General features: G+C 62.6%; 22 protein-coding genes. 15 read left to right on the top strand and 7 right to left on the bottom strand.

Annotated features, from left to right (window positions below; all coding sequences use genetic code 11):
* Positions 1 to 19: 19 nt before the first annotated feature.
* Positions 20 to 1,390: an alpha-glucosidase/alpha-galactosidase gene (locus tag NKI85_RS15115; RefSeq protein ID WP_352524895.1), complete on the top strand. Its 1,371-nt coding sequence runs from the start codon at positions 20 to 22 to the stop codon at positions 1,388 to 1,390.
* 61 nt (positions 1,391 to 1,451) lie between these two features.
* On the opposite strand, the gene NKI85_RS15110 is transcribed toward NKI85_RS15115, so the two are convergent.
* Positions 1,452 to 2,654, bottom strand: a complete 1,203-nt coding sequence (locus NKI85_RS15110; protein ID WP_352524896.1) for an ROK family transcriptional regulator — start codon at positions 2,652 to 2,654, stop codon at positions 1,452 to 1,454.
* A 263-nt stretch (positions 2,655 to 2,917) separates the two neighbouring features.
* On the opposite strand from NKI85_RS15110, the gene NKI85_RS15105 reads away from it, so the two are divergent.
* The 7 genes from NKI85_RS15105 to NKI85_RS15075 all read left to right on the top strand — a co-directional run bounded on the left by NKI85_RS15105 (position 2,918) and on the right by NKI85_RS15075 (position 11,850).
* Positions 2,918 to 4,189 (top strand): ABC transporter substrate-binding protein, encoded by a 1,272-nt coding sequence (locus NKI85_RS15105; RefSeq protein WP_352524897.1) that lies wholly within the window; start codon positions 2,918 to 2,920, stop codon positions 4,187 to 4,189.
* Positions 4,190 to 4,260: 71 nt separating this feature from the next.
* Positions 4,261 to 5,145, top strand: coding sequence for a carbohydrate ABC transporter permease (locus NKI85_RS15100; RefSeq protein ID WP_023677182.1), 885 nt, complete (start codon positions 4,261 to 4,263; stop codon positions 5,143 to 5,145).
* A complete protein-coding gene (locus NKI85_RS15095) occupies positions 5,145 to 5,996 on the top strand; it encodes a carbohydrate ABC transporter permease (protein WP_352524899.1) in 852 nt (283 codons plus the stop codon). Before NKI85_RS15100 ends, NKI85_RS15095 begins: the two co-directional genes overlap by 1 nt.
* A gap of 57 nt (positions 5,997 to 6,053) precedes the next feature.
* Complete coding sequence (locus tag NKI85_RS15090) at positions 6,054 to 7,193, top strand: ABC transporter ATP-binding protein (protein ID WP_352776914.1); 1,140 nt, start codon at positions 6,054 to 6,056, stop codon at positions 7,191 to 7,193.
* Positions 7,194 to 7,211: 18 nt separating this feature from the next.
* Entirely contained in the window at positions 7,212 to 9,353 is a 2,142-nt protein-coding gene (locus tag NKI85_RS15085; RefSeq protein WP_352524901.1) for a beta-galactosidase, read from the top strand.
* 193 nt (positions 9,354 to 9,546) lie between these two features.
* Positions 9,547 to 10,788 carry an acyl-CoA dehydrogenase family protein gene (locus tag NKI85_RS15080; RefSeq protein WP_352524973.1) on the top strand — a complete coding sequence of 414 codons (1,242 nt, stop codon included), beginning with the start codon at positions 9,547 to 9,549 and terminating at the stop codon, positions 10,786 to 10,788.
* A gap of 6 nt (positions 10,789 to 10,794) precedes the next feature.
* On the top strand, positions 10,795 to 11,850 hold the full coding sequence (locus NKI85_RS15075) for a phosphotransferase family protein (RefSeq protein WP_352776913.1): 1,056 nt from the start codon (positions 10,795 to 10,797) through the stop codon (positions 11,848 to 11,850).
* Between the two features lie 6 nt (positions 11,851 to 11,856).
* Here the strand turns inward: NKI85_RS15075 and ftsZ are convergent, their stop codons facing one another.
* Together ftsZ and NKI85_RS15065 are read right to left on the bottom strand one after the other, a co-directional pair.
* Positions 11,857 to 12,864, bottom strand: coding sequence for a cell division protein FtsZ (gene ftsZ, locus NKI85_RS15070; protein WP_352524904.1), 1,008 nt, complete (start codon positions 12,862 to 12,864; stop codon positions 11,857 to 11,859).
* A 237-nt stretch (positions 12,865 to 13,101) separates the two neighbouring features.
* Positions 13,102 to 14,220 carry an NAD(P)/FAD-dependent oxidoreductase gene (locus tag NKI85_RS15065; RefSeq protein ID WP_352524905.1) on the bottom strand — a complete coding sequence of 373 codons (1,119 nt, stop codon included), beginning with the start codon at positions 14,218 to 14,220 and terminating at the stop codon, positions 13,102 to 13,104.
* A 166-nt stretch (positions 14,221 to 14,386) separates the two neighbouring features.
* On the opposite strand from NKI85_RS15065, the gene NKI85_RS15060 reads away from it, so the two are divergent.
* Entirely contained in the window at positions 14,387 to 15,760 is a 1,374-nt protein-coding gene (locus tag NKI85_RS15060; RefSeq protein WP_352524906.1) for an aspartate aminotransferase family protein, read from the top strand.
* A 12-nt stretch (positions 15,761 to 15,772) separates the two neighbouring features.
* On the opposite strand, the gene NKI85_RS15055 is transcribed toward NKI85_RS15060, so the two are convergent.
* From NKI85_RS15055 to NKI85_RS15040, 4 genes are all read right to left on the bottom strand, one after another.
* Positions 15,773 to 16,873 (bottom strand): alcohol dehydrogenase family protein, encoded by a 1,101-nt coding sequence (locus NKI85_RS15055; RefSeq protein ID WP_352524907.1) that lies wholly within the window; start codon positions 16,871 to 16,873, stop codon positions 15,773 to 15,775.
* Between the two features lie 9 nt (positions 16,874 to 16,882).
* On the bottom strand, positions 16,883 to 18,262 hold the full coding sequence (locus NKI85_RS15050; protein ID WP_352776912.1) for an aspartate aminotransferase family protein: 1,380 nt from the start codon (positions 18,260 to 18,262) through the stop codon (positions 16,883 to 16,885).
* Positions 18,263 to 18,293: 31 nt separating this feature from the next.
* Positions 18,294 to 19,787, bottom strand: coding sequence for an NAD-dependent succinate-semialdehyde dehydrogenase (locus tag NKI85_RS15045; protein WP_352524975.1), 1,494 nt, complete (start codon positions 19,785 to 19,787; stop codon positions 18,294 to 18,296).
* Between the two features lie 145 nt (positions 19,788 to 19,932).
* A complete protein-coding gene (locus NKI85_RS15040) occupies positions 19,933 to 20,424 on the bottom strand; it encodes an Lrp/AsnC family transcriptional regulator (protein WP_352524909.1) in 492 nt (163 codons plus the stop codon).
* Between the two features lie 82 nt (positions 20,425 to 20,506).
* Between NKI85_RS15040 and ehuR the strand changes: the two genes are divergently transcribed.
* The 6 genes from ehuR to eutA all read left to right on the top strand — a co-directional run bounded on the left by ehuR (position 20,507) and on the right by eutA (position 26,008).
* Positions 20,507 to 21,892 (top strand): MocR-like ectoine utilization transcription factor EhuR, encoded by a 1,386-nt coding sequence (ehuR, locus tag NKI85_RS15035; protein ID WP_352524910.1) that lies wholly within the window; start codon positions 20,507 to 20,509, stop codon positions 21,890 to 21,892.
* A 121-nt stretch (positions 21,893 to 22,013) separates the two neighbouring features.
* Complete coding sequence (gene ehuA / locus NKI85_RS15030) at positions 22,014 to 22,799, top strand: ectoine/hydroxyectoine ABC transporter ATP-binding protein EhuA (protein ID WP_352524912.1); 786 nt, start codon at positions 22,014 to 22,016, stop codon at positions 22,797 to 22,799.
* A 65-nt stretch (positions 22,800 to 22,864) separates the two neighbouring features.
* The gene (gene ehuB, locus NKI85_RS15025; protein WP_352524913.1) at positions 22,865 to 23,716 is read left to right on the top strand and encodes an ectoine/hydroxyectoine ABC transporter substrate-binding protein EhuB; all 852 of its coding nucleotides are present in this window, start codon (positions 22,865 to 22,867) and stop codon (positions 23,714 to 23,716) included.
* Between the two features lie 186 nt (positions 23,717 to 23,902).
* Positions 23,903 to 24,562, top strand: coding sequence for an ectoine/hydroxyectoine ABC transporter permease subunit EhuC (gene ehuC / locus NKI85_RS15020; protein WP_352524915.1), 660 nt, complete (start codon positions 23,903 to 23,905; stop codon positions 24,560 to 24,562).
* A gap of 16 nt (positions 24,563 to 24,578) precedes the next feature.
* The gene (gene ehuD, locus NKI85_RS15015) at positions 24,579 to 25,238 is read left to right on the top strand and encodes an ectoine/hydroxyectoine ABC transporter permease subunit EhuD (RefSeq protein ID WP_352524916.1); all 660 of its coding nucleotides are present in this window, start codon (positions 24,579 to 24,581) and stop codon (positions 25,236 to 25,238) included.
* Positions 25,235 to 26,008: an ectoine utilization protein EutA gene (gene eutA / locus NKI85_RS15010; RefSeq protein WP_352524917.1), complete on the top strand. Its 774-nt coding sequence runs from the start codon at positions 25,235 to 25,237 to the stop codon at positions 26,006 to 26,008. Before ehuD ends, eutA begins: the two co-directional genes overlap by 4 nt.

The following is a 26,008-nucleotide window of genomic DNA, read 5'->3' as shown; positions in this document are numbered from 1 at the left end:
GCATATTCCGGAGGTTGTCGTGGCAAGAAATCCCAAGGTCGCTTTCATCGGAGCTGGCTCGACCGTGTTCATGAGGAACATCGTCGGCGACATATTGCAGCGTCCGGCTTTATCCGGCGCGACGATCGCGCTGATGGACATCAATCCGCAGAGGCTCGAAGAAAGCGCAATCGTCGTCGGCAAGCTGATCTCGACGCTCGGCGTAAAGGCAAAGGCCGAAACCTATTCGGATCAGCGCAAGGCGCTGGCGGGCGCCGATTTTGTCGTCGTCGCCTTCCAGATCGGCGGCTACGAGCCCTGCACGGTCACCGACTTCGAAATCCCGAAGAAATACGGGCTGCGCCAGACCATCGCCGATACGCTCGGCGTCGGCGGCATCATGCGGGGTTTGAGAACCGTACCGCATCTCTGGAACATCTGCGAAGACATGCTCGCGGTCTGCCCGCAGGCGATCATGCTGCAATATGTAAACCCGATGGCGATCAACACCTGGGCGATCGCGGAAAAATACCCAGACATCAAGCAGGTCGGGCTTTGCCATTCGGTGCAAGGCACGGCGATGGAGCTGGCGCATGATCTCGACCTTCCCTACGAGGAGATTCGCTACCGCTCGGCCGGCATCAACCACATGGCCTTCTATCTCAGCTTCGAGCATCGCCAGCCGGATGGCTCCTACCGCAACCTCTATCCGGATCTGCTGCGCGCCTACAGCGAAGGGCGGGCGCCGAAGCCGGGATGGAACCCGCGCTGCCCGAACAAGGTCCGCTACGAGATGCTGAAGCGCCTCGGTTATTTCGTCACCGAGAGTTCGGAGCATTTCGCGGAATACACGCCCTATTTCATCAAGGAAGGGCGCGAGGATCTGATCGAGAAATTCGGTATCCCGCTGGACGAATACCCGAAGCGCTGCATCGAGCAGATCGAACGCTGGAAAGGGCAAGCGGAAGCCTATCGCTCGGCTGACAAGATCGAGGTCGAGCAGTCGAAGGAATATGCCTCCTCGATCATGAACTCGGTCTGGACCGGGGAACCTTCGGTGATCTACGGCAACGTCCGCAACAATGGCTGCATTATGTCATTGCCGTATAATTGTGCGGCCGAGGTGCCATGCCTCGTCGACGCCTCCGGCATTCAGCCCACCTTCATCGGCGACCTGCCGGTGCAACTCACCGCATTGATCCGCACCAATATCAACGTGCAGGAACTGACGGTTCAGGCGCTGATGACCGAGAACCGCGAGCACATCTATCACGCGGCGATGATGGACCCGCATACGGCGGCTGAACTCGACCTCGACCAGATATGGTCGCTGGTCGATGATTTGCTGGTTGCGCATAGCGATTGGCTGCCGGCCTGGGCGCGCGGAGCGCGCAGCGTTCGGGCGGCCTGAGGCGCCAATTCCACTTGGCTGTTCATTGTCGAGCAGGAGCAGGGCTGCCCAGTTCATCGCTCTATGCTGACCATAGAGCCTGCTTTGAAAGCGGCGCGGCGTTGCCGGCCGATGTTTCGAAATCAAAGAGCTTCTGCGTCACGAGTGCAGCCGCTCCTCTTGCCCAGGAATTGTCCTCCCAGTCCAGCAGCATTGGCGGCGCTTGGCGAAAGGTGTTTTTTCCGAGCGTCACCCGCATCGGGCCAAACAGCGCATCGCCAAACGACACCGCTTCACCGCCGACGACAATGACCTCCGGGTCGGTGATGTTGACAAGATTAGCGAGATGCCGGCCGATCCCATGTCCGGCTTCTTCGAGAATGGCGACGGCTCGCGGTTCGCGGCTTGCCAAGGCTGCCATAAGGGTGGCTTTGCTATCCGCTTCGCCGTGCCCGGTGGCTTCGCGCCAGGTGCGCAGGATCGCCGGCTCGGCGTAATAGGCCATCAGGCAGCCGCGTTTTCCGCACTCGCAAAGGCGGCCGTTTTCCTCATAGGAGGTGTGGCCGAACTTGCCGGCGGCACCGTTCGCGCCGCGATAGAGTTTGCCTTCGAACACGAGCGCGCAGCCTATCCCGACGCCGATCGCCAGCACCGCCATGTTGCGGTGCTGGCGTCCGAGGCCGAAGAGTTGCTGGGCAATGGCATAGGCGTTGGTGTCGTCCTCAAGCCACACGGGGACGTCCACTCGTTCGGCCAGCATCGGGCCAAGGGGGACGTTGTCCCAGTTGTAGCGATTGCTGCGGACACACACGGCCTTCTGGTTGTCTATGACGCCAGGCATTGAAACGCCGATCCCGGCAAGCTTGGCGCCGGGCCGATCGACAATCGAAATCAGCTCCGGCACCGCCTTGGCCAAGGTCTTTATGATATGGTCTGGATCGCTGTCCGAGAGCTTGACGCGCATGGAGCCCAGCGGATTGGTCGCAAGATCGGTGACCACGCATTCGACCGACCCGACCATCAGCTTGAAGCCTATGGCGAGGCCGTTGGCATAGTTGATATCCACCGGGATAGGGCGGCGCCCGGCCGAGCCCACGACTGTCTTGCCCTCGATCAACAGGCCTTCCTCGATGAGGTCCGCCACGACGAAGGTAACGGCCGCCGGACTGAGGCCGGTAACGGACGCTATGTCGGCCCGGCTGCGCGCACCCTCCTGCCGCAAGAGATTGAGGATCAGTCTGCGGTTCATCGCCCGGGTCGTGCTCGGGTCACCCTTGAGCTTCACAAATTTGCTTTCTTAATTTTGTAAATTAATTATTGCCTCTCGATCAAACATATGCATAACTTTGCCCAACTGTTCAACACCCGAACCGGGGTCAGCGAAATTAATCCGGTTCATACCCCGGCAACGTCATCGCGCTCTGAAGGAGCGGGCAAGCATGTTGTCTTGCCCGGGAGATGAGTTGTCGGGTTCGCAAAGCGCCGTTGAGGAGAACGACCGCGCCTGCCGGAGTGCCGGCCGAGAATTGACAAAAGGGAGGAGTGACAATGACGTTCAAGTGGATTGAAAAGCCGTCGACGCGGCGCAATTTCCTGAAGGGAGCCGGCGGCATTTCTGCCGCAGCGCTTGCGGACTTCCCGATGCCGGCACTCAGCCAGTCGAGCGAAGTCACCATCATTTCAGACGAAAACAATGCCGATGCGCTGCAGATTCTGCGGCGCATCGCGGCCGATTTCGAGAAGCAGTCCGGCACTAAGGTTGTGATCAACAACATGGATCACGAGGCCCACAAGACCGCGATCCGCAACTACCTTGTGGCCGGCGCGCCGGATGTCTGCTTCTGGTTCTCCGGAAACCGCATGCGTGCCTTCGTCAACCGCGGCCTGTTCGACGACATTTCGGATCTGTTCGAGAAGGAAAAGTACAAGGACGTGCTGGGTGCTACCACCGGTGCCGTCACGGTCGACGGCAAGCAGTATGGACTGCCGACCGGCGGCACGATGTGGGGCATGTTCTATCGCAAGGACGTCTTTGCCGAGCACGGACTTACGGTACCGGCGACCTGGGACGAATTCCTGGCTTACGGCCAGAAGTCCAAGGCCGCAGGCCTAATCCCCGTCAGCATCGGCACCAAGGAACTCTGGCCGGCGGCCGGATGGTTCGACCAGATGAACCTGCGTATCAATGGTCTCGACAAGCACTTTGCCTTGATGAACGGCAAGATGGCCTATACCGACCCGGCGCTGAAGCCTGTTTTCGACCACTGGGAAGAGCTGATCAAGCAGGGTTTCTTCACGCCGGATCAAACGTCGTTCGGCTGGCAGGAGGCCGGCGCCTTCCTCGCCCAGAAGAAGGCCGGCATGATGAACCTCGGCGCCTTCGTGAAGGCTACTTTCCCTGAGCAGGATCTCGAGCAGCTGACATTCGCCCCTTTCCCGAAGATTGACGGCGCCCTCGACCGCTACGAAGAATTCTCGGTCAATTCGGTCCACATCCCGGCCAACGCCAAGAACAAGGCGGGTGCCCGCGAGTTCCTCGCCTTCTTCTACCAGCCGGAAAATTTCGGCCTCTATCTGGAACCTGGCGGCAACGTTCCGCCGCGCAACGACCTTCCAGCCAGCAAGGACCCGCTGGTCAACGCGGCTGTGGAAAGCCTGAAGACGGTGGCCGGCACGTCGCAATATTACGACCGCGATACCGATCCCGACATGGCCCAGGCGGGTCTGGTCGGTTTCCAGGAATTCATGGCCAAGCCGGAGCGCCGGGATGCCATTCTTCAGCGTCTCGAGGGAACTCGTCGCCGGATCTTCAAGATCTAGCGCTCCCAGCGGAGGGGAGCGGGGTTCGTGCCCCCGCTCCCCGATGCTTCCGGTGAATGAGGTCTCCCAAAATGACGAAGCTTTGGCGCCGCCATCGCTGGTGGCTGACACCGACACTTCTGATCCTGCCAGCCGCTGTGCTGTTTTCCGTCGTCATTCTGGCCTCTGCGGTCGAGAGCCTATGGATCAGTCTGCACGAATGGGACGGCTTCAGCCCGATGGTCTGGATCGGCCTTGGCAACTACCGCGAATTGTTCGCCGATCCACAGTTCTATGTTTCGCTGAAGAACAATCTGATCTGGTTGGTGATGTTCATGCTGGCGCCGCCGCTCGGCCTCGCCATCGCGCTGCTCGTCAACCAGAAAATCCGCGGCATGCGCCTCCTCAAATCGCTGTTCTTCATTCCGTTGGTGCTGGCTTCGGTTGCCGTCGGCGTTGTCTTCACCTGGGTCTATACGCCGGAATTCGGGCTTCTCGCCCTGATCTTCCGTACCTTCGGCGCGACCGCCCCGGCAGTGCTGTCGGATGAAAATTTCGTCACCTTCGCCGTCGTGATCGCAGCGTTATGGCCGCAGATCGCCTTCTGCATGGTGCTCTATCTCGCCGGCCTCAACAATCTCAGCGAAGACCTGATCGGCGCCGGGCGGGTCGACGGCGCCAGGGGCTGGAACATGCTGCGCCACATCGTGTTGCCGCAGCTGACGCAGGTCACCTTTATCGCCATCGCCGTCACCGTCGTCGGCGCACTGCGTTCCTTCGACATGGTCTCGGTGATGACCAGCGGCGGCCCCTTCGGTTCGTCCGAGGTGCTTGCCTACCAGATGTTCGAGCAATCGATCTTTTCCTACCGCTTCGGCTATGGCGCGGCCATTGCCTCGGTGCTGTTCGTGATCATGGCAGTCTTCATCGCCTGGTACCTGACGCGGATGATCCGTGCCGATGAAAGGGGCGGCTGATGTTTCCTCGCCCGATTCCCGAAACTGCTATTTGGCAGCGTCGCCTCTATGTCGTGCTGGTGATCGGCATCCTGATTGTCTGGTTGGCACCGCTTTTTGCCATCATTCTCACCTCGTTCCGCTCTACGCAGGATGTCATGGGCGGCAATCTGTGGGGCTGGCCGACGCAATTCGGCCTGGTCGACAACTATACAGCGGTCTTCACCCAGACGCCGATGGCCCGCTACTTCCTTAACAGCCTGACCATCACCATCCCCTCGGTGATCGGCGTTCTCATCTTGAGCACGCTCGCCGGCTTCGTGCTCGCCCGCTACCGATTTCGCGGCAACATGCTCGTCTTCGCCCTGTTCGTCGGCGGAAACTTCCTGCCGCACCAGATCATGATGATCCCGGTTCGCGATCTCATGGTGCGGCTCAATCTCTATGACACGATGGCGGCCCTGATCATCTTCCACATCGCCTTCCAGACCGGGTTTGCGACACTGTTCATGCGCAACTTCATTGCTGCCCTGCCGGGAGAACTGTTTCAGGCCGCCAGGGCGGAAGGTGCGACACCGTTTCAGACATTAGTACATGTCGTGGTCCCGCTGGTGCGGCCGGCTCTCGCGGCGCTGGCCATCCTGCTCTTCACCTTCATCTGGAACGATTATTTCTGGGCGGTGGTGCTCACCATCAGCGATACCGTCAAGCCGGTCACCGCCGGCCTCGCCAATCTGCGCGGCGAATGGGTCTCGGCCTGGAACCTGATCTCGGCTGGAACCATCGTCGTGGCTTTGCCACCGGTCGTCATGTTCTTCCTCATGCAGAAGCACTTCATCACCGGCCTCACCATGGGAGCGGTCAAGGGATGAACAGCCATGGCTTTAGGGCATCGCCCGATCTGAAACCGATTTCGCAAGCAGGGCTCCATGACCAGTCTTGAACTCCGGCAGATACAAAAGAACTATGGAACCTATCACGCGCTGCGCCGCATCGATCTCAGTGTCGAACAGGGCGAGTTCATCGTCACCGTCGGGCCCTCCGGCTGTGGCAAGTCAACGCTGTTGAAGATCATTGCCGGGCTTGAAACCGTCTCGTCCGGTGAAATTCTCATCAACGGCCGCGATGTCACCTGCACCGAGCCGGGTGAGCGCGGCATTGCCATGGTCTTCCAGTCCTATGCGCTTTATCCGCATATGACGGTCGCCGAGAACATGGGTTTCGGGCTGCGCATGGCGCATCGCCCCAAGGCCGAGATCGACGCCGCCGTGCTGCGAGCCGCCAAGATCCTTCGCATCACCGACCAACTCGACAAGCGGCCGAAACAGCTTTCCGGCGGCCAGCGTCAGCGTGTCGCCATCGGCCGCGCCATCACCCGCTCGCCCGACGTGTTCCTGTTCGACGAACCACTTTCCAATCTCGACGCCGCGCTGCGCACGCAGATGCGCGTCGAGCTTTCCGATCTTCACGCCAGGCTCGGCGCCACCATGGTCTATGTCACGCACGATCAGACCGAGGCGATGACAATGGCGAGCCGTATCGTCGTGCTCAATCGCGGCTCGGTCGAGCAGGTGGGCGCTCCGCTCGAACTCTACCGCAATCCGGCCAATCTTTTCGTCGCGGGCTTCCTCGGCGCACCCCAGATGAATTTTTTCGAAGTGACCGTCGCCGCTGTCTCCAGCGGCGGCGCCACGCTGTCGACCGCCGGTCTCTCTCCCTTGACTGTCGAACTGACGGAAGCGGCATCCGTACAGGTCGGCGACAGGGTGACGATGGGGATCCGGCCGGAGAGCATCAGTTTGGTCACGAAAGAGACAGCGAGCTTTGCAGGACGGGTGCGGCTGGTCGAGCATCTCGGCCGCGAGACCATCCTCTATGCCGACGCCGGCCCGCTGCAATGCGTCAGTTCCGAAAGCGGCAGCGGCAACGTCACCGTCCAGATCGGCCATGCGAGCGCCCTCTCTGCCGATGCGAGCGTCGGCTTCAAGGTCGAGCCGCGTGACGTCTATCTCTTTTCCTCTGTCGATGAGCGGGCCATCAGCGCCCGCAAACCCACCATCGCCGACTGATCTGCAGGAGCATCCTTCGTGAACAAGACTTCAAACGGCCGCCCCCTATCGGTCTGGCGCACGATCCAGACCGACCGTTTTCTGGTCGGCGTGCCGCATTACCCCGAGCATGTGGACGAGAGTTACTGGGACAATGACGCCAGGCGCATGGCCGAGGCCGGCTTCAACGTCGCCCGCCTCGGCGAATTCGCCTGGCACATTTTCGAACCGCGTGAAGGCACCTTCGATTTCGACCTGTTCGACCGGGCAATCGAGGGCCTCGCGCGTCACGGCGTCAAGACGATCTTGTGCACGCCGACCGCCACCCCGCCGCGCTGGCTGACCGCAAAGCACCCGGAAATCCTGCGACTTGATGGAAATGGCCGGTCGATGAGCCACGGCTCGCGCCAGTATGCCGACACCAGCAGCCCGGTGTTTCGCGACTATAGCCGCAAGATCACCAAGGCGATGGCGGACCACTACCGCGACAATGCAAATGTCATTGGCTGGCAGACCGACAACGAACTCAACACCAGCATGCCGGAATCCTATTCGCCGTCGGCATTGAAGGAATTCCAGGCTTATCTGCGAGAAACTTACAAGACGATAGAAAGGCTGAACTTCGTCTGGGGTGGCGACTTCTGGGCAACGGCTTACGGCGATTTCAGCGAAATTGTCTTCCCGCTGGAATTCTCACCGTCCTTTCCGGGTCCCGGTCACCTCCAGGACTACCACCGTTTTCTCGCCTTCTCGACGGCACGGTTCCAGCACGACCAGGTCGAGATCCTGAGAGCCGCGAATGCCGGTTGGTTCATCTTCCACAATCTTGGCGGATTGCGCGACATCGACTTTCGCGGCCAATTCTCCACCGATCTCGACTTCGTCGGCTACGACATCTATCCGTTCCTCTATGACGAGTTCTTTCGCCTCGGCAATCACGCCAAGATCCAGGCGCTGCATCTCGACATCTGCCGGGGATTTTCCGGCAACTACATAGTGCCGGAACAACAGTCGGGTTTTGGCGCCCAGCCGGGCTTCTGCACGCTGACGCCGGAGCCGGGCGAAATGCGACGCATGGCGATGTCGTCGGTTGCGCGTGGCGCCGATGGCATCATGTTCTTCCGCTGGCGTCCCGCGCATTTCGGCGCCGAGATATACTGGATGGGCATCATCGACCACGATGATGTCGCTCGCCAGCGCTATGACGAAGCCAGGCAGTTCGCCACCGAGATGACGGCGCTGAAAGACAAGATCCTGGGCACCTATGTGCGGATGGATGTCGGCATCGCCGGCTCGGACTTCGATAATCAGGAAGCCCACAAGACCTTCCCCATCGGCCTGCCGAGTCCGCAGGACGACGCAACCTTACTGCATCAGTATTGCTATGACCGCGGCATCGCCTGCGGCTTCATCCACCCGGAAGACGATCTGTCGAAGCTCAGGGTGTTCTACGTGCCGCACTGGGTGATCTGGAAGGACCGCTGGACCGAGCGGCTGCAAGTCTTTGCCGAAAATGGTGGCACCGTCATCATCGGCGCGCGCACCGGAACCCGCGACGAAAACAACCACGTCATCCGCGAAACGGCGCCAGGTCGGTCGTTGTCGAAGCTGACCGGCGTTCGCGTCGAGGATTTCGGACGTTTGGCGGCACCTGGGGCCAACGGCCTGTTCAACACCATGTCGCGCTCCGGGGGGCTCGTCATTCCCCCCGACAGACCGGCCGAATCCAGCCGCCGTATCCGTCGTTTTTCCGTCGGCAATCACGAGTTCGATGCCGGTTATTTCTATGAGAACCTCGCAGTCGAACCGGATGTCGAAATTATCGGGGTTTGGTCGAACCGCTACGCGGAGGGAATGCCTGCAATTACCTCCCGCGCGGTCGGCAAGGGCCGTGTGCTCTATGTCGGCACCTACTTGACTCCGGAACTGACAGCTCAGCTCGCGACCCGCACTTTCGCGGACGCGAATGTGGAGCCTCTGGTTCCGGATCTGCCGGACGGCGTCGAGGTCACGATGCGCGAGAATGACGAGCGCCGGCTGCTGTTCGTGCAAAACATCAAGGACACGCCGGTTGCGGTAACTGGCGTTCCCGCGGGCGGCAACCTGCTCGACGGCGAAAGGCCTGTCTCCGGAGTGCTGACGCTGGACGGCTATGGTTGCGCTATCATCGAATTGATCTGAGCATTGTCGCGGACGTAGCAATTCGACCGGCATCGGCAGCACGCCGGCCGGGATCGATCCATATCGAACCGGGCGCTTTGGACCGCGCTAGACACGGTTCGACGCGCTGCTGTTGCTCGCATCCGATGCCGGCGGCTACACTGCTGGTTTGACCATCGGAGCCGATGGCCCCCGTTTCATCCTTGTGAGCGCCATGAATTTCGACATTCCCGTCCGCACCGAGGCCTTTCGCAGCCGGATCGCCGACTTCATCGAGCGCGAAATCCTGCCGCTCGAAGCAGACAAGGCTTCCTATGATGGCCATGGCAACATCGCGCTGCCGCTGCTCGAAACGCTGCGGGGCAAGGCGAAAGCGGCCGGCCTGTGGTGCCTGCAGCTGAAAGCCGAGACCGGCGGGGCCGGGCTTTCCAAGATGGATATGGCCGTCTGCTACGAAGAGATGAACCGCTCGATCTTCGGTCCGGTCGTGTTCAATTCCGCGGCCCCCGACGACGGCAACATGATGGTGCTGGAAAGGCTGGGGACGCCGGAGCAGAAACAAAGATGGCTGAAGCCGATCGTCGAGGGCAAGGTGCGCTCGGCATTCGCAATGACGGAACCGCATCCGGGCGGCGGCTCGGATCCGTCGATGATCGTGACCAGAGCCGAGCGGCGCGGCGACAAATATGTCGTCAAAGGCCGCAAATGGTTCATCACCGGGGCGGAAGAGGCGAGCCATTTCATCCTCGTTGCGCGCACCTCGGACGATCCGCGTCGCGGGCTTTCGGCCTTGCTGTTTCACAAGGACCAGCCGGGCTGGCGGATCCTGCGGCGTATCGAGATCATGGGACCGGAAGAACATGGCGGCCATTGCGAGCTGGAATTCGACGGCCTGGAAGTCCCGGTCGAGGACGTGCTTGCCGGCGAAGGCAGCGGCCTCAGGGTTACCCAAGTCCGGCTCGGTCCGGCGCGGCTCACCCATTGCATGCGTTGGCTCGGACTTGCCAAGCGCTGTATCGAGATCGCGCGCGCCTATGCCGCCGAGCGCACCGGTTTCGGGCAGCTTCTGGCCGACAGGGAGAGCATCCAGCTGATGCTCGGCGACCTTGCCATGCGCATCGAGATCGGCCGCTTGCTGGTGATGAAGGCGGCCTGGGAACTCGATCGCGGCGGCTTTGCCCGCAAGGAGGTTTCGATGGCCAAGATCCAGGTCGCCAATGTGCTGCACGATGCCGCCGACGTGGCGATCCAGATCAATGGCGCCCGCGGCTATTCGAAAGACACGGTGCTTGAATGGATCTACCGCTATGCCCGCCAGGCTCGCCTGGTCGACGGCGCCGACGAGGTCCACAAGATGGTACTCAACCGCTTCCTCAACGAGGAAGGTGCAGGCTTCTGGCGCTGGCATGTCGAAGCCGGCACGCAAGACGAAACAGGTCGCGGCGAGAACGGCTGAGCCGGCATGAGAACGGATTTCGATCCAACGCGCCTGGAGGATTTTCTGAGAGCGCATTTTGGCGATGGTCAGATGGCGCTTGAGCGGATCGTCGGCGGCCAATCCAACCCGACCTACTTCGTCGACTACGGCGGCCGCCGCATGGTGCTGCGCAAGAAACCTTCGGGACCGATCCTGCGCGGCGCTCATGCCATCGATCGCGAATACCGGGTGATCGAAGCGCTAGCGGCGACAGACGTGCCGGTGCCGCGGCCGGTGCTCTTTCATGACGGCGACGAGCCGCTCGGCACGCCGTTCTATCTGATGCAGCGGCTCGACGGCAGGGTGTTCCACGATGGCGCGTTGCCGGGACTGGCGCGGGACGAGCGGCGCGGCATCTATTTCGGCATGGCCGAGGCGCTGGCAAAACTGCACGCCGTCCGGCCGGAAGAGATCGGGCTGGGCGACTATGGCCGTCCCGGGAACTATTTTGAACGGCAGATCGCGCGCTGGACCAGGCAGTTGCGGGAATCGCCGAGCGACCGCATCGCCGCGCTCGAAGCCGTAGCCGAATGGCTGCCGCGAAATCTTCCCCCAGACGACGGCCGCGTCTCGATCGCGCATGGCGACTTCCGTCTCGGCAATCTCATCTTTCATCCCGAGCGGCCCGAGGTAATCGGCATACTCGACTGGGAATTGTCGACGCTCGGCCATCCGCTTGCCGATCTCGGCTTCTGCTCGATGCCCTGGCACTCCTCAGCAGATGAATATGGCGGCATCCTCAGTCTCGATCAGGCAGCGCTCGGGATTCCGACACAGCGCGAATTCCTCGATCACTACTTCGCCCACGCCGTTCCCACGGCGCCGCTGCAGCGCTTCCATCTGGTGTTTGCCATGTTCCGCTTTGCCGTGATTTTCGTCGGCATTGCCGACCGGGTGCTGGCCGGCAGCGCGGTTGCGACCAATGCGGCAGATGTGGCGCCTCTCGCCCGCCGTTTTGCTGCACGCGCCATGGAAGTCATCGACGGCGCGCGGCCGTGGTGGCGCGAGGCTGGCAATCAGCCGAGCGAGTTGCAGCGATAACGCGGTTTAGTTCATGCGAACTTCCGGTTCCGCGAGCAGTGGAATCTCTAGGCCACGCCGCAAGCCGGTCGCCACGACCGACACCCTGAATTTTCCGGCGAGTGCCTTGTCGAAGATGGCGCCGACGATGATGTCGGCATCGCTGTCGACCTCCTCGCGGATGCGGGTAGCCGCCTCGTCGACCTCGAACAGCGTCATGTCCATGCCGCCCGATATCGAGACAAGGACGCCCTTGGCGCCCATCATCGAAGCTTCGTCGAGCAGCGGGTTGGCGATTGCCGCTTCCGCCGCCTTCTTGGCGCGGCCTTCTCCGGCGGCCTCGCCGGTCCCCATCATGGCGCGGCCCATGTCGCGCATCACCGACTTTACATCGGCGAAGTCGAGATTGATCAGGCCTTCCTTGACGATCAGATCGGTGATGCAGCCGACACCCGCATAGAGGACCCGGTCGGCCATGGCGAAGGCGTCGGCGAACGTGGTTCTGGCGTCGGCGATCCTGAACAGGTTCTGGTTGGGAATGACGATGACGGTATCGGCGCTTTCGCGCAGGCGCTCGATGCCCTCATCGGCAGCGTACATGCGGCGCCTGCCTTCGAAGACGAATGGCTTGGTGACAACGGCGACAGTCAGTATTCCGGCGGCCCGCGCTGCCTGCGCTATGACCGGCGCGGCACCTGTTCCGGTTCCACCTCCCATGCCGGCGGTCACGAAGCACATATGCGTTCCAGCAAGGTGGTCCATGATCTCGTCGATGGATTCCACGGCCGCGGCACGGCCGACCTCGGGCAGGGACCCGGCGCCCAGACCTTCGGTGATATGAGCGCCCAACTGGATCAGCCTCGTTGCCTTCGACATGGCAAGGGCCTGGGCATCGGTGTTGGCGACGATGAACTCCGCGCCCTGCAGGCCTTCGGCGATCATGTTGTTGACGGCGTTGCCGCCGCCGCCGCCGACCCCAACGACGGTGATCTTGGGCCTCATCTCCGAGATTACCGGCTTCGTCGCGGTGTTCATTGCCGTTCTCCCTGGATACGCCGAGTGGTCGCTGGAAGCTTGTCCCGGGCGCACTGCGAAAACTTTGAACCGGGCAGTGCGAATCAGGACAGCCCAGAATGCAGGGAATCAGAGCGCGGAGCGGGCTGCAAGTGCGCGATGTGCCTCATAGGCGACTTGCGCCTGAAAGTTCACGCAATGCGTCTTGATACTCGTTAATGCAGATCGTTGCCGTATGGCGCGTGTCGCCGGCACGCGCTACAACTTCGGCGCGAGGCGCTGCGCGACATGATCGGCAATCGCCAGGCAGGAGGTCAGGCCGGGGCTTTCGATGCCGAACAAATTGACCAGGCTATCCACGCCGTGCACCGCCACGTCCTGAATGACGAAGTCGGCATTGGCTTCGCCCGGACCGGACAGCTTTGGCCGGATACCGCTATAGGCGGGCTGCAGGCTGTCATCGGCCAGATCCGGCCAGTATTTGCGGATCTCGCTATAGAACCGCTCGCCACGAGCTGGATCGACGCGATAGTCGAGTTGATCGGTCCATTCGACGTCCGGCCCGAAGCGGGTGACGCCATCGAGGTCGAGCGTCAGATGAACACCGAGCCCGCCGGGTTCGGGCACCGGATAGACCAACCGCGAAAAAGGCGCCTGGCCAGCCACGGAAAAATAGTTGCCCTTGGCGTAACGCAGCCTTGGCACGAATTGCTGATCTAGCCCTTCAAGCGAGCGGGCAAGTGCGGTGGCGCCAAGCCCGGCGGCATTGACGAAGCGCGTGGTGGCGATCTCGAAGCGCTCGCCGCCGGTAGCGTCCACCGTGTCGAGCACGACGCGGCCCGCTTCGATGCGTCCGGAGGCGACGCGGGTGTTGAGGCTGAGTCCCGCCCCGTGCGCTTCGGCATCAGCCAGCAAGGCGAGCATCAGAGCGTGGCTGTCGATGATCCCGGTGGCGGGCGACAGCAGCGCCGCCGTGCACTTAAGGCTGGGCTCCAGCGCATGCGCCTCGGCTTCGCGCAAGCGCACCAGGTCGCCGGCGCCGCAAGCGCGTGCATTGGCCCGGATTGAGGCGAGCACCGGCTCCTGTTCGGCATTCGTGGCGACGATGAGCTTGCCGCAGCGCGAATGCGGAATCGCCCGCTCGTCGCAGTAGCGATAGAGCTTTTCCCGGCCGGCCACGCAGAACCGGGTCTTCAGCGATCCAACTGGATAGTGGATGCCGGCATGGATGACCTCGGAATTGCGCGAACTCGTTCCGGTGCCGATGGCGCTCTCGGCTTCCAGGACCAGCGTGTCGATGCCGCGCTGCGCCATCTCTCGCGCGATCGCCAGGCCAACAACGCCGGCGCCGGCGACAATGCAGTCGACATGGTCCACGGTTAGGTCAAGCCGAAGTTCTGCATGCGTCCATCCATCCGCTGGCCCTGTCGAAAGCGCTTGACACTATACCGTTCGAGAAAGATGCATCAAACGGCATAACGCACGGGGACCTGCTGAGCCGGACCGGCGGCAGGACTGTTCCGCGTGCAGCACAGGAGCCGTCATGGACGCAAGACCGAATTCACCCGAAGCCCGCGACATAAGCTTTCACATGCATGGCTATACGAATGCGCGTAAGCATCAGGAGTCGGGGCCGCTCGTCATCGAGAAGGGCGACGGCATCTATGTCGAGGACCGTGCCGGCAACCGCTATATCGAGGCGATGGCGGGGCTCTGGAGCGTTGCGGTCGGTTTTTCGGAGAAGCGGCTGGTCGATGCGGCAGTACGGCAAATGTCGAAGCTGCCTTACTATCACGATTTCGGCTCCAAATCGCATTCGCCGCTGATCGATCTCGCCGAGAGACTGGTGCAGATGGCGCCGGTGCCGATGAGCAAGGCGTATTTCACCAATTCCGGCTCCGAGGCCAACGATACGGCCATGAAGATGATCTGGTACCGGTCGAATGCGCTCGGCCAGCCGGCGCGCAAGAAGATCATCAGCCGCAAGAAGGGCTATCACGGCGTCACCATCGCCTCGGCAAGCCTGACCGGACTGCCCAACAACCACACTTCCTTTGACCTGCCGATTGCCAATGTGCTGCACACCTCGACGCCGCACCATTGGCGCGAGGCGCTGCCGGGTGAAAGCGAAGAGCTGTTTTCGACGCGGCTTGCCGACGAGCTGGAAAAGCTGATCCTCGCCGAAGGACCGGAAACCATCGCCGCCTTCTTCGGCGAACCAATCATGGGTGCTGGCGGCGTCATTGTTCCGCCTTCCGGCTACTGGGAGAAGATCCAGGCGGTGCTGTCGAAATACGATATCCTGCTCGTCGCCGACGAGGTGATCTGCGGCTTTGGCAGAACAGGTGAGATGTTCGGCTCGCAGACCTTCGGCATCAGGCCCGACATCATGGTGCTGTCGAAGCAGATTTCTTCGTCCTATTTGCCGATCTCGGCCTTGCTGATCAACGAGAAGGTATTCGAGCCGATCGCCGACGAAAGCAATCGTATCGGCACCTTCGGCCACGGCTTCACCGGCGGCGGTCATCCCGTTGCGGCAGCGGTCGCGCTCGAGAACCTGAAGCTGATCGAGGAGCGCGACCTTGTCGGCAACGCGCGCACGGTCGGTGCGCATATGCAGAAGCGGCTGCGCACGCTCGCGTCGCACCCGCTTGTCGGCGAGGTGCGTGGTGTCGGCCTGGTCGCAGCGGTCGAACTGGTCGGCGACAAGGCGAGCAAGGCGCCGGGGACGGCCGGGGCGCTGGGCGGGCTCGTCAACGCCTTCATGCAGCAGAACGGCGTCATCTCGCGCAACATGGGCGACGCGCTGGCTTTCTGCCCGCCGCTGATCATCACCGAGCCGCAGGTCGACCAAATGATCGACGCATTTGAACGATCGCTCGAGGCCGCCGCCAAGCAGGTCCGATCACAGAGCTGATCAGGTCAACGGCTATTCAGCGATCTCTACCGAATCCGGCACGACAACCAGCTTGCCGACGAAGTCCTTGGCGATGAAATCCGCTTGGGCGCGATGGAAATCGGAGAGCTTGTAGACGCCGCCGACCAGCGGCCGGATCTTTTGCTCCTCGATGTAGCGCACGATGCGGCGGAAGTCCGCCCGCGTTCCCTGGCTGGACCCATGCAGCTGCAACTGCTTGAGGTACATCGTGCGCAGATCGAGCTGCACGACCGGGCCGGCAATCGCGCCGGCCGTTGTGTAGCGGCCTTCGGGCCTCAAGATGCGCAGCAGGTCGTTGAAGATCGCGCCGCCGACGAGGTCGGCGACGACGTCGATCGGCTGGCCGCCGGTCGCCTGGTTGACTGCGGCCGGCAGATCGGCAACGCCACGGGTGATCACCGCCTCGGCGCCGATGTCTCGCACGGCCTGTTCCTTCCCCTTGCCGACGACCGCATAGGGAATGGCGCCGCGCGCCCGCGCCAGTTGCACGATGCCGGAGCCGACGCCGCCCGAGGCGCCGGTGACCAGCACCCGCTCGCCGGCTTTCAATGCGGCGCGTTCCAGCATCTGTTCACCGGTGAGATAGGCGCAGCAGAAGGTGGCGAGTTCGACGTCGCTCAGATCGGTGTCGACGAAATGGGCGTTCTCCGTCGGCACGGTTTGGTATTCGGCATAGCCGCCGTCACGGCCGTGGCCCATATAGTCGATGTCGGCGAGTGAATCGTCGTCGCGGTTGTAGATAGAGAAGTCGACCATCACCCGCTCGCCGATGCGAGCCGGCGAAACGCCGTCGCCGACGGCAACGATGTTGCCGACCGTGTCGGTACCCTGGATGCGTGGGAAAGTCAGCGTGTTGCCCTGACGACGCCAGGTCGACACCGCGGCGGCATCTTCCTCCGTGCCATAGGCGCCCTGGCGCACCCAGACGTCGGTGTTGTTCATGCCGCAAGCGGTGACCTTGACCAGCACTTCGCCCGGGGCGGGCGAGGGTACTTTGACGTCGGTGCGGTAGACGAGCTTTTCCGGTCCGCCATGGCCGGTCAGCAGCACGGCGGCCATGGTGGCGGGGAGGGTTTTGGTCATGGCATTCATGTCGGTTCTTCAGATGTTTGCAAACACGCTCTTCACCGCGTCGGCCGTCTTCGACACGACGATATCGGCCTCTTCCCGCGTCAGGCAGAGCGGCGGCGCGAAACCGAGAATGTCGCCCTGCGGCATGGCCCGGCCGATGACGCCGCTTGCCGCAAGGGCGGTTGCGATCTGCGGTCCGATCTTTTGCGAGGCGTCGAAGAACACGCGGTCGTCCTTGTCGGCTACGAACTCGATTGCCGCCAGCATGCCGTCGCCGCGCACCTCGCCGACATTTTTGTGACCACCGACGGCTTTCGTCAGCTCGGCGCGGAAATAGGCGCCGGTCTCGCCGGCGTTCCGCACCAGGTCCATCTCGTCGATCAGTTCCAGGTTGGCGACGCCGGCGGCCACGCAGATCGGATGCGCCGAATAGGTCCAGCCATGGCCGAGCGAGCCGAGCTTGTCTGAACCCTGCACCAGCACCTGCCAGACCTTGTCGGAGACGATGACGCCCGACAGCGGCGCATAGGCCGAGGTCAAGCCCTTGGCGATCGTGATCAGGTCGGGCCTGATGCCGTAATGGTCGGAGCCGAACATAGTGCCAAGCCGGCCAAAGCCGGTGACGACCTCGTCGGCGACCAGCAGCACGTCGTATTTCTTCAGCACCGCCTGGATCTTTTCCCAGTAGCCGGCCGGCGGCGGCACGATGCCGCCGGTGCCGAGGATCGGCTCGCCGATGAAGGCGGCGACCGTTTCCGGCCCTTCGGCGAGGATCATCTCCTCGAGCTTGTCGGCGCAGTATTGCGAAAACTGCTCTTCGCTCAGCGAGCGGTCGGCGCGGCGGAAATAGTAAGGTGCCTCGGTGTGCAGGACCGGCGCACGCGGCAGGTCGAAGGCGTTGTGGAACAGGTCGAGGCCGGTCAGCGATCCGGTCATGATGCCGGAGCCGTGATAGCCGCGCCAGCGCGAGATGATCTTCTTCTTCTCCGGCCGGCCAAGCACGTTGTTGTAGTACCAGATCAGCTTGATGTTGGTTTCGTTGGCGTCGGAACCGGAGAGGCCGAAATAAACCCTCGACATGCCTTGCGGGGCGCGGTCGATGATCATCTTGGAAAGCGTGATCGACGCCTCGGTGCCGTGCCCGACATAGGCGTGATAATAGGCGAGGTTCTTGGCCTGCGCGGCGATGGCGTCAGCGATCTTCTGGCGGCCATAGCCGACATTGACGCAATAGAGGCCGGCGAAAGCATCGATGCTCTTGCGCCCATTACTGTCCCAGATGGTGACGCCTTCGCCACCGGCGATCACGCGGGTCGGTGATTCACCCCGCGCGTGGGTGCCCATATGGGTCGAGGGATGGAAGAAGTGATCGCGATCCCAGGCGGCGAGTTCGTTGGACTGGTCGAGCATTTTTTTACTCCTAAGGAAAAGGTCGGGCGCGTCACGCCACGTCGAGGCAGAGATATTTGAGATCGGTAAAGGCTTCGAGCCCGTGACGCGAGCCCTCGCGGCCGATGCCGGACTGCTTGACGCCGCCGAAGGGGATCGGCGCGCCGGTGATCTTGACGCGGTTGATGGCGACCATGCCGTAGTCGAGCGCGCGGCCCATGCGCAATTGGCGGCCGCCATTCTCAGTCACGACATAGGCGACGAGGCCGTATTCGGTGGCATTGGCGCGGGCGGCGACTTCGTCTTCGCCGTCGAAAGGCGTCACCGCGGCGACCGGACCAAAGGTTTCCTCACGCATGATCAGGGCGTCGTCTCCAACGTCGGCAAGCAGGGTCGGCTGATAGAACAGCGGCCCGGTAGAATGGCGCTTGCCGCCTGTCAGGCAGCGCGCGCCTTTGGCAAGCGCATCGGCGACCTGCTCCTCAACCTTCTTGACGGCGCGTTCGTGCATCAAGGGTCCGATGTCGGTTTCATCAACCAGGCCATTGCCTGTCCGCAGCGCCTCGATGCGTTTGGCGAAAGCGGCACAGAACCGATCATATATCGGGCGCTGGACATAGATGCGGTTGGCGGCGAGACAGTCCTGGCCGGAAGTGGCGAATTTGGCGTCAATGGCTATGGTCACAGCCTTGTCGAGGTCGGCATCGGCAAAGACGATCAGCGGCGCATGGCCGCCAAGCTCCATCACCAGACGCTTCATCGTCGGCGCACTCTGCGCGGCAATCAGCCTGCCGATCTCGGTCGAGCCGGTGAAGCTCATGGCGCGGACGCGCGGGTCTTCGCACATCCGCCCGACGATGCTCGAAGCCTTGCCGGTGAGGACGTTGAACACGCCTGACGGAAGGCCGGCACGTTCGCCGAGTTCGGCCAGCGCCAGTGCCGAGAGCGGCGTTTCCGAGGAAGGATGCGCGACGATGGTGCAGCCCGCTGCAAGCGCGGCCGCCGCCTTGCGGGTCAGCATGGCCGCGGGAAAATTCCACGGCGTGACGACGCCGACGACGCCGAGCGGTTCGCGCCGCACCATCATCTCGGCGCCCGGCAAATGGCTGGTGACGCTTTCGGCGTTGAGGCGTTTGGCCTCCTCGGCATACCACTCGACGAAGGAAGCGGCGTAGTCGATTTCGCCTAGTGATTCCTTCAGCGGCTTGCCCTGTTCGAGCGTCATCAGCAGGGCTAGGTCATTTTTGGCGGCGACAATCAGATCGAACCATTTGCGCAATATTTTCGACCGTTCCTGCGGCAGCAATGAGCGCCAGGCGGGAAAGGCGCGCGATGCCGCATCAATCGCCGATGTCGTCTGCCGGACGTCGAGCGCGGCAACGAAAGCGACGGTGGATCCGGTGGCCGGATCGGTCACCTCGAAACTCTCAGCGGTCTCGCTCGCCGTCCAGTGGCCATCGACATAGGCGAGCTCACGCAGCAGCCGTCGGTCGGCGAGGCGATCAAGCGCTTCATGGCGCTGCGAGCGGGCAAAATGTGCGGACATCATCGGCTCCCGGTTCGGGTGATGCCGCAAGACTAGCTCTGCGCCGCAAACAGAGAGGCTGTTTCGGCGCCTGCACGTAGAGAGATTGTCTCTATCGCCCTGCCCAGCCAGACGATCTCTCCGGTATCAGGAGGACGCTTCGGTATCAGGAAGACGCCGGCAGCAGATCGGCGACCGGCAGGGCACTCTCCTCCTTCACCGTCTTGGTGACGATGTAGGTGAAATAGCGGTCGATGCCGATCTCGCGTTCGAGCAGAGTGTCGACCAACCGCTGATAGGCGTCGATGTCGCGCGCCATCACCTTCAGCAGGTAGTCGACACCGCCGCCGACAGACCAGCAGGCGACGATCTCGGGAACATCGCGGATGACCCGCTCGAAACGGTCGAAATCGGCCTGGCGGTGGCTGGCCAGCGTCACTTCCATCAGCACGGTGGCGACTGGAGCAATGGCACGCATGGCGATCCTGGCGTGATAGCCGGAGACAATGCCGGCCTTTTCCAGCTTGCGCAGCCGCGTCCAGCAAGGCGTCGGCGACAGGCCGACTTTCTCGGCCAGCGCCAGCTTGGTGATGCGGCCGTCGCGCTGGATAGCGTCGAGGATTTTCAGATCGATCGGATCGAGTTTCGCTGCAGCCATGATCGTCCACTTCTAGTTCCGGACACCATGACGGCGCATTATTTCGATTGTCAATTGCACTGATTTCGATCTCTAATAAGTCATGACATTTTGGCGACCAGATCCCGCTCTTATCCGGCGGCCGGCCTATCAATCGCTCGCCGACCAGTTCGCGCGCGCCATCCATGACGGGCGCCTGGCCAATGGCGTGCGGTTGCCGACGCACCGGCAGCTGGCCGACGATCTGAAACTTTCCGTGCAGACGGTCAGCCGTGCCTACGAGGAGCTGATCCGCCGCGGGCTGGTGTCCGGCGAGGTCGGCCGCGGCAGCTTCGTGCAGACGCAGCGCCGGGAGCCGGAGCCACCCTATCTGCCGGAGCGGCTGGGCGAGCTCATCGACCTCTCCATCCTGAAGCCGGTCTGCGAACCGATGCATCTGGAGCGGCTGAGGCAGGCGCTGGGCTGGCTCGCCGAAAACCTGCCGTCGAGCTCGGCGCTGTCGTTCAGGCCGAACATGGTGTTCCCGCGCCACCGCGTGGTGGGTGTCGAATGGCTGCGGCTCTGCGGCCTCGACGTGTCGTCGCAGAACATCAGCCTGACCAACGGCGCCACGGCCGGGATGACGGTGGCGCTGATGAGCGTAGCGCCGCCCGGTTCGACGGTCGCCACCGAAGCGATCGGCCATCACACGCTGATCCCGCTCGCCCGCTATCTCGGCTTCAACCTCGAGGGTTTGCCGATCGACGACAATGGCCTGATCCCGGAAGCGCTGGACGAGGCCTGCCGGCTTTCCGACATCCGCGCGGTGTTCGTGCAGCCCTCGGTAATCAACCCGACGGCGACGCTGATGGACGCCGCCCGGCGCGAACAGATTGCCGCCGTGGCGCGCAGGCATGACATCGCCATTATCGAAAACGACGTTCTCGGCCCGCTGGTCGAGGACCGGCCGCCGCCCGTCGCAGCGTTTGCGCCCGAGCGCACGCTCTACGTCACCAGCTTCACCAAGATCGTGGTGCCCGGCCTGCGCATCGGCTATCTCGCGGCGCCCGATCGTTATGTCGCTGCCGTCGCCAACCGCCACCTGGTCTCGAACTGGATGGCGACGCCGATGGTGGCGGAGATCGCCACCAAATGGGTGACTGACGGCACCGCGATGGAACTCGTCCGATGGCAGCGGCTGGCTTTGCGGCGGCGTCTGGCCATCGCCGCCGAGGTGCTTGCCGGAGTGGATTATCGGGCCCATCGCGACGGGCTGCATGTCTGGCTGCAGCTGCCCGATGACCGGGGCGAGGAAAGCTTTGTTTCCCAGGCTCGCCTGCAGGGCGTGGCGATCGCGCCCGGCACGTCCTTTCGCATTTCGCAGATGCCCTGGCATCCTGCCGTACGGATTTCGCTGGGCTCGACCACAGAGGGGGAACTGCGTGCCGGTCTCGGCGTTGTCACCAAGCTTCTGCTCGGCGATCCCGAGCATCTTCTGCTCGCGATCTAGGCAGCAACTGTCGGGGAATTCTGCGGAGTCCAAAATATTGTCATGATATTATTTTCTTGATTGACATGATTTGCCGCGATCCGCATCGTTAAGGCATAGCTTCTCCAGCACGGGAAATTCATTGTCGGCGCCCATCATCAAGATCGACGGCATTTCGAAAAGCTTCGGCACCTTCAAGGTGCTGGACGGCCTCTCGATGCAAGTCATGCCCGGCGAGAAGCTGGCGCTGATCGGCCCGTCGGGTTCGGGCAAAACGACGATCCTGCGCATCCTGATGACGCTCGAGCGCATTGACAGCGGCCACATCCAGGTCGACGGCGAGCAGCTGTACCACATGGAGCGTAACGGCCGGCTGTTGACGGCGGATGAGCGGCATTTGGCAAAGATGCGCCAGAAGATCGGCATGGTCTTCCAATTGTTCAATCTGTTTCCGCACAAATGCGTCATCGACAATGTGACGCTGGCACCGATGCTGACCAAAGGCATGCCGCGGGCCGCCGCCGAGAAGCGGGCGATGGAACTGCTCGACATGGTCGGCATGGTCGACAAGGCCAAAGCGATGCCGGCGCAGCTTTCCGGCGGACAGAAGCAGCGCGTCGCGATTGCCCGGGCGCTGGCGCTCTCGCCGAAGATCATGCTGTTCGACGAGGTCACCTCGGCGCTCGACCCGGAACTTGTCGACGAGGTGCTCAACGTCATGCGCAAGCTCGCCGCCGAGACCGACATGACCATGCTGCTGGTCACCCACGAGATGGGTTTCGCCCATGACTTCGCTGACCGGGTGCTGTTCTTCGATCGCGGCAGAATAGTCGAGGAGGGCAAGCCCGATGAGATTTTCCGCCATCCCAAACAGGAGCGCACGCAAGGCTTCCTGAAGAAGATCATTGCGGCCGGACATCGGGTCTGACCGCCATGCGAGGCGGCGACGCCTCAAGCAAACCAAGAAGACAGACAAACAAGGAGTTGGGAACAATGAAGAAATTTGCCATTTTGGCCGGCGTCGCCGGTATTGCACTGACGGCGGTGTTGGCCGCCTCGACGGCCGGCTCGGCCGATGACAGCAAGCTCGAGCAGCTCAAGGCGCAAGGCTTTGCCCGCGTCGCCATCGCCAACGAGCCGCCCTATACGGCGGTCGCTGCCGACGGCAAGGTTTCGGGTGCGGCGCCCGACGTTGCCCGTGAAATCTTCAAACGCCTTGGCGTCAACGATATCGTCGCCTCGATCTCGGAATATGGCGCGATGATCCCCGGCCTGCAGGCCGGCCGCTTCGACGTCGTCACCGCCGGCCTGTTCATGAAGCCGGAACGTTGCGCGGCGGTCGTGTATTCGGAGCCGGTGCTGTGCGACGCCGAGGCGATGCTGGTGAAGAAGGGCAACCCGAAGGGCTTCAAGAGCTATGAGGATGTCGCCAAGGACGCGAGCGCGACGATCGGCGCGCCGGGCGGCGGCACCGAAGAGAAGCTGGCGCTCACCGCCGGCGTGCCGCGCGAGCGCGTCATCGTTGTGCCGGACGGCCAGAGCGGCCTGAAGATGCTGCAGGACGGCCGCATCGATGCCTATTCGCTGCCGGTGCTGTCGATCAACGACCTGGTCAAGAAGGCCAATGATCCGAACCTCGAAGTCGTCGCGCCGGTGGTCGGCGCACCGGTCTATTGCGACGGCGCGGCATTCAAGAAGGGCGACGAGGCGCTGCGCGACGCCTATGACGTCGAACTGGCGAAGCTGAAGAAGTCCGGCGAGTTCGCCAAGATCATCGAGCCCTATGGCTTCTCGGCGGCGGCGGCGATGTCGACGACGCGCGACAAGCTCTGCTCGGCGAAGTAACCACCTCTTCCTTCTCCCTGTTCGCGGGGAGAAGGTGGCCCCAAGGGCCGAATGAGGGGCGACGCCAGCTTCTGACAAGTTGGCTCTGCCCCTCATCTGCCTGCCGGCATCTTCTCCCGTAGACGGGGAGAAGGACGCTGAAGCGAACGCCTTGCCAAATATTCAATGCGGAGCTTTTTCGATCCAATGACCCAATGGTCCGGCTATTTCGGCCTGATATTGCAAGGAGCGCTTGTCACCATCGAGCTGACGCTGATGGGGTCGGTGCTGGCCTTGATCATGGCCTTTCTTGCCGGACTGGGGCGGCTGTCGCGGTTTTTCGTGCTGCGCGCGCTGGCGACCGCCTATATCGAGTTCTTTCGCGGCACCTCGATCTTCGTGCAGCTGTTCTGGGCCTATTTCGTGCTGCCTTTGGCCGGCATTTCACTGACGCCGCTGCAGGCCGGCGTGCTGGCGCTGGGCCTCAATGTCGGCGCCTATGCAGCGGAAGTGGTACGTGGCGCCATCAAGTCGATCGGCCGCGAACAATATGAGGCCTGCACTGCGCTCAATCTCGGCCGCTGGCAAGGCATGCGCCATATCATCCTGCCGCAGGCGCTTTTGGTGATGCTGCCGACCTTCGGCAACAACGCCATTGAATTGCTCAAGGCCACCGCCGTCGTCTCGCTGATCTCGCTTGCCGACCTGACCTTCCAGGCGCAGGTGGTGCGCTCGCAGACCGGCAACACGCTGGTGCCGTTCAGCACCATCCTCGTCATCTATTTCGCCCTGGCGCTGCTCATCTCATGGGGCGTGCGGTCGCTGGAACGCCGCATGGCGCGTGGCCTGGACGGGGTGCGCGTCTGATGGATCGGGCCTCATAATGGAATGGGATTGGGATTTTGTCCGGCAGATCCTGCCGACGCTGATCGAGGGGGTGAAGATCACCATCCTGGCGACGCTGCTCGGCTCGGTGCTGGCGGCCGTCGTGGGGCTGGGCATCGCGTTGGCGCGCCGTTCGCCGAACAGGGCTCTGTCGCGCACCGTCGGTTTCCTTGCCGAGTTCATCCGTGGCACGCCGCTGTTGGTGCAGCTCTATTTCATCTTCTACGTGCTGCCGGATTTCGGCGTGCTGTTGCCGCCGCTGGTGGCGGGCGTGATCGGCCTCGGGCTGCATTACGGCACCTACACGGCCGAGGTCTACCGCGCCGGCATCGATAATGTGCCGCGCGGCCAATGGGAAGCGGCCAAGGCCTGCAATCTGAACGCCACGCAGACGTGGACGCACATCATCATTCCCCAGGCGATTCCGCCGATGATCCCGGCGCTTGCCAATTATTTCATTGCCATGTTCAAGGAGACGCCGCTGCTGTCGGCGATCACCGTGCTGGAACTGATGAACCAGGCCAAGAGCGTCGCCAACACCTATTATCGCTATATCGAACCGATCACGTTGGTCGGCGCCTTCTTCCTCGTCATCAGCCTGTTCTCGGTGGTGCTGCTGCGCTGGCTGGAACACCGCTATGGGCGGATCGAAAGATGATTGCTGCACCCGATATCCGCCTGCGCTCGGCCCGGCCGGCGCTCGATGCGCGTCCGCTGGAAAAGCGGGTCGGGCTGATCATCCTTGCCACCGACCATACGAGCGAACCGGATTTTCGCCGCATGGTGGCAAGCGACCGCATCGGCGTCTATGTCGCGCGTATTCCCTACGCCAACCCGACGACGCCCGAGAATTTGCGCAAGATGCAGCCGTCACTGACGGCGGGCGCGGGCCTCATCCTTCCCGACGAGCCGCTCGACGCGATCTGCTATTCCTGCACCTCGGCCTCCGTCGTGATTGGCGATGCCGAAATCGAGGCGGCGGTGCAGGCCGCGAAACCCGGCGCGCCGGTGGTCACGCCGCCGATGGCGGCGGTGCGCGGCCTGAAGGCGCTGGGCGCCAGGACAATCAGCATTCTCACCCCTTATACGGTCGAGACCAGCCGGCCGATGGCGGCCTATTTCGCGGCGCACGGTTTCGAGATCGCCAGCTTCACTTGCCTTGGCTTCGAGGACGACCGTGAGATGGCGCGGATATCGCCGAAGTCCTTGGTCGATCTGGCCCGCGAAGCGACTGATGCGCAAGCCGACGCGCTGTTCGTCTCCTGCACGGCGCTACGGTCGGCGGCAGCAGTGGTCGGCATGGAGGAAGCCATCGGCCGCCCCGTCGTCACCAGCAACCAGGCGACGGCCTGGAATTGCCTGCGGCTTTGCGGCGACGACGAGCCGCGGGCCGAATTCGGCCGCCTGATGACGCTGCCGTTGAACTGA

The organism is Mesorhizobium sp. M0571, from assembly GCF_040320985.1.
Taxonomy (GTDB): Bacteria; Pseudomonadota; Alphaproteobacteria; order Rhizobiales; family Rhizobiaceae; genus Mesorhizobium.
Note: the sequence above shows the minus strand (reverse complement) of the source record. Positions and strands in the feature narration are given on the sequence as shown.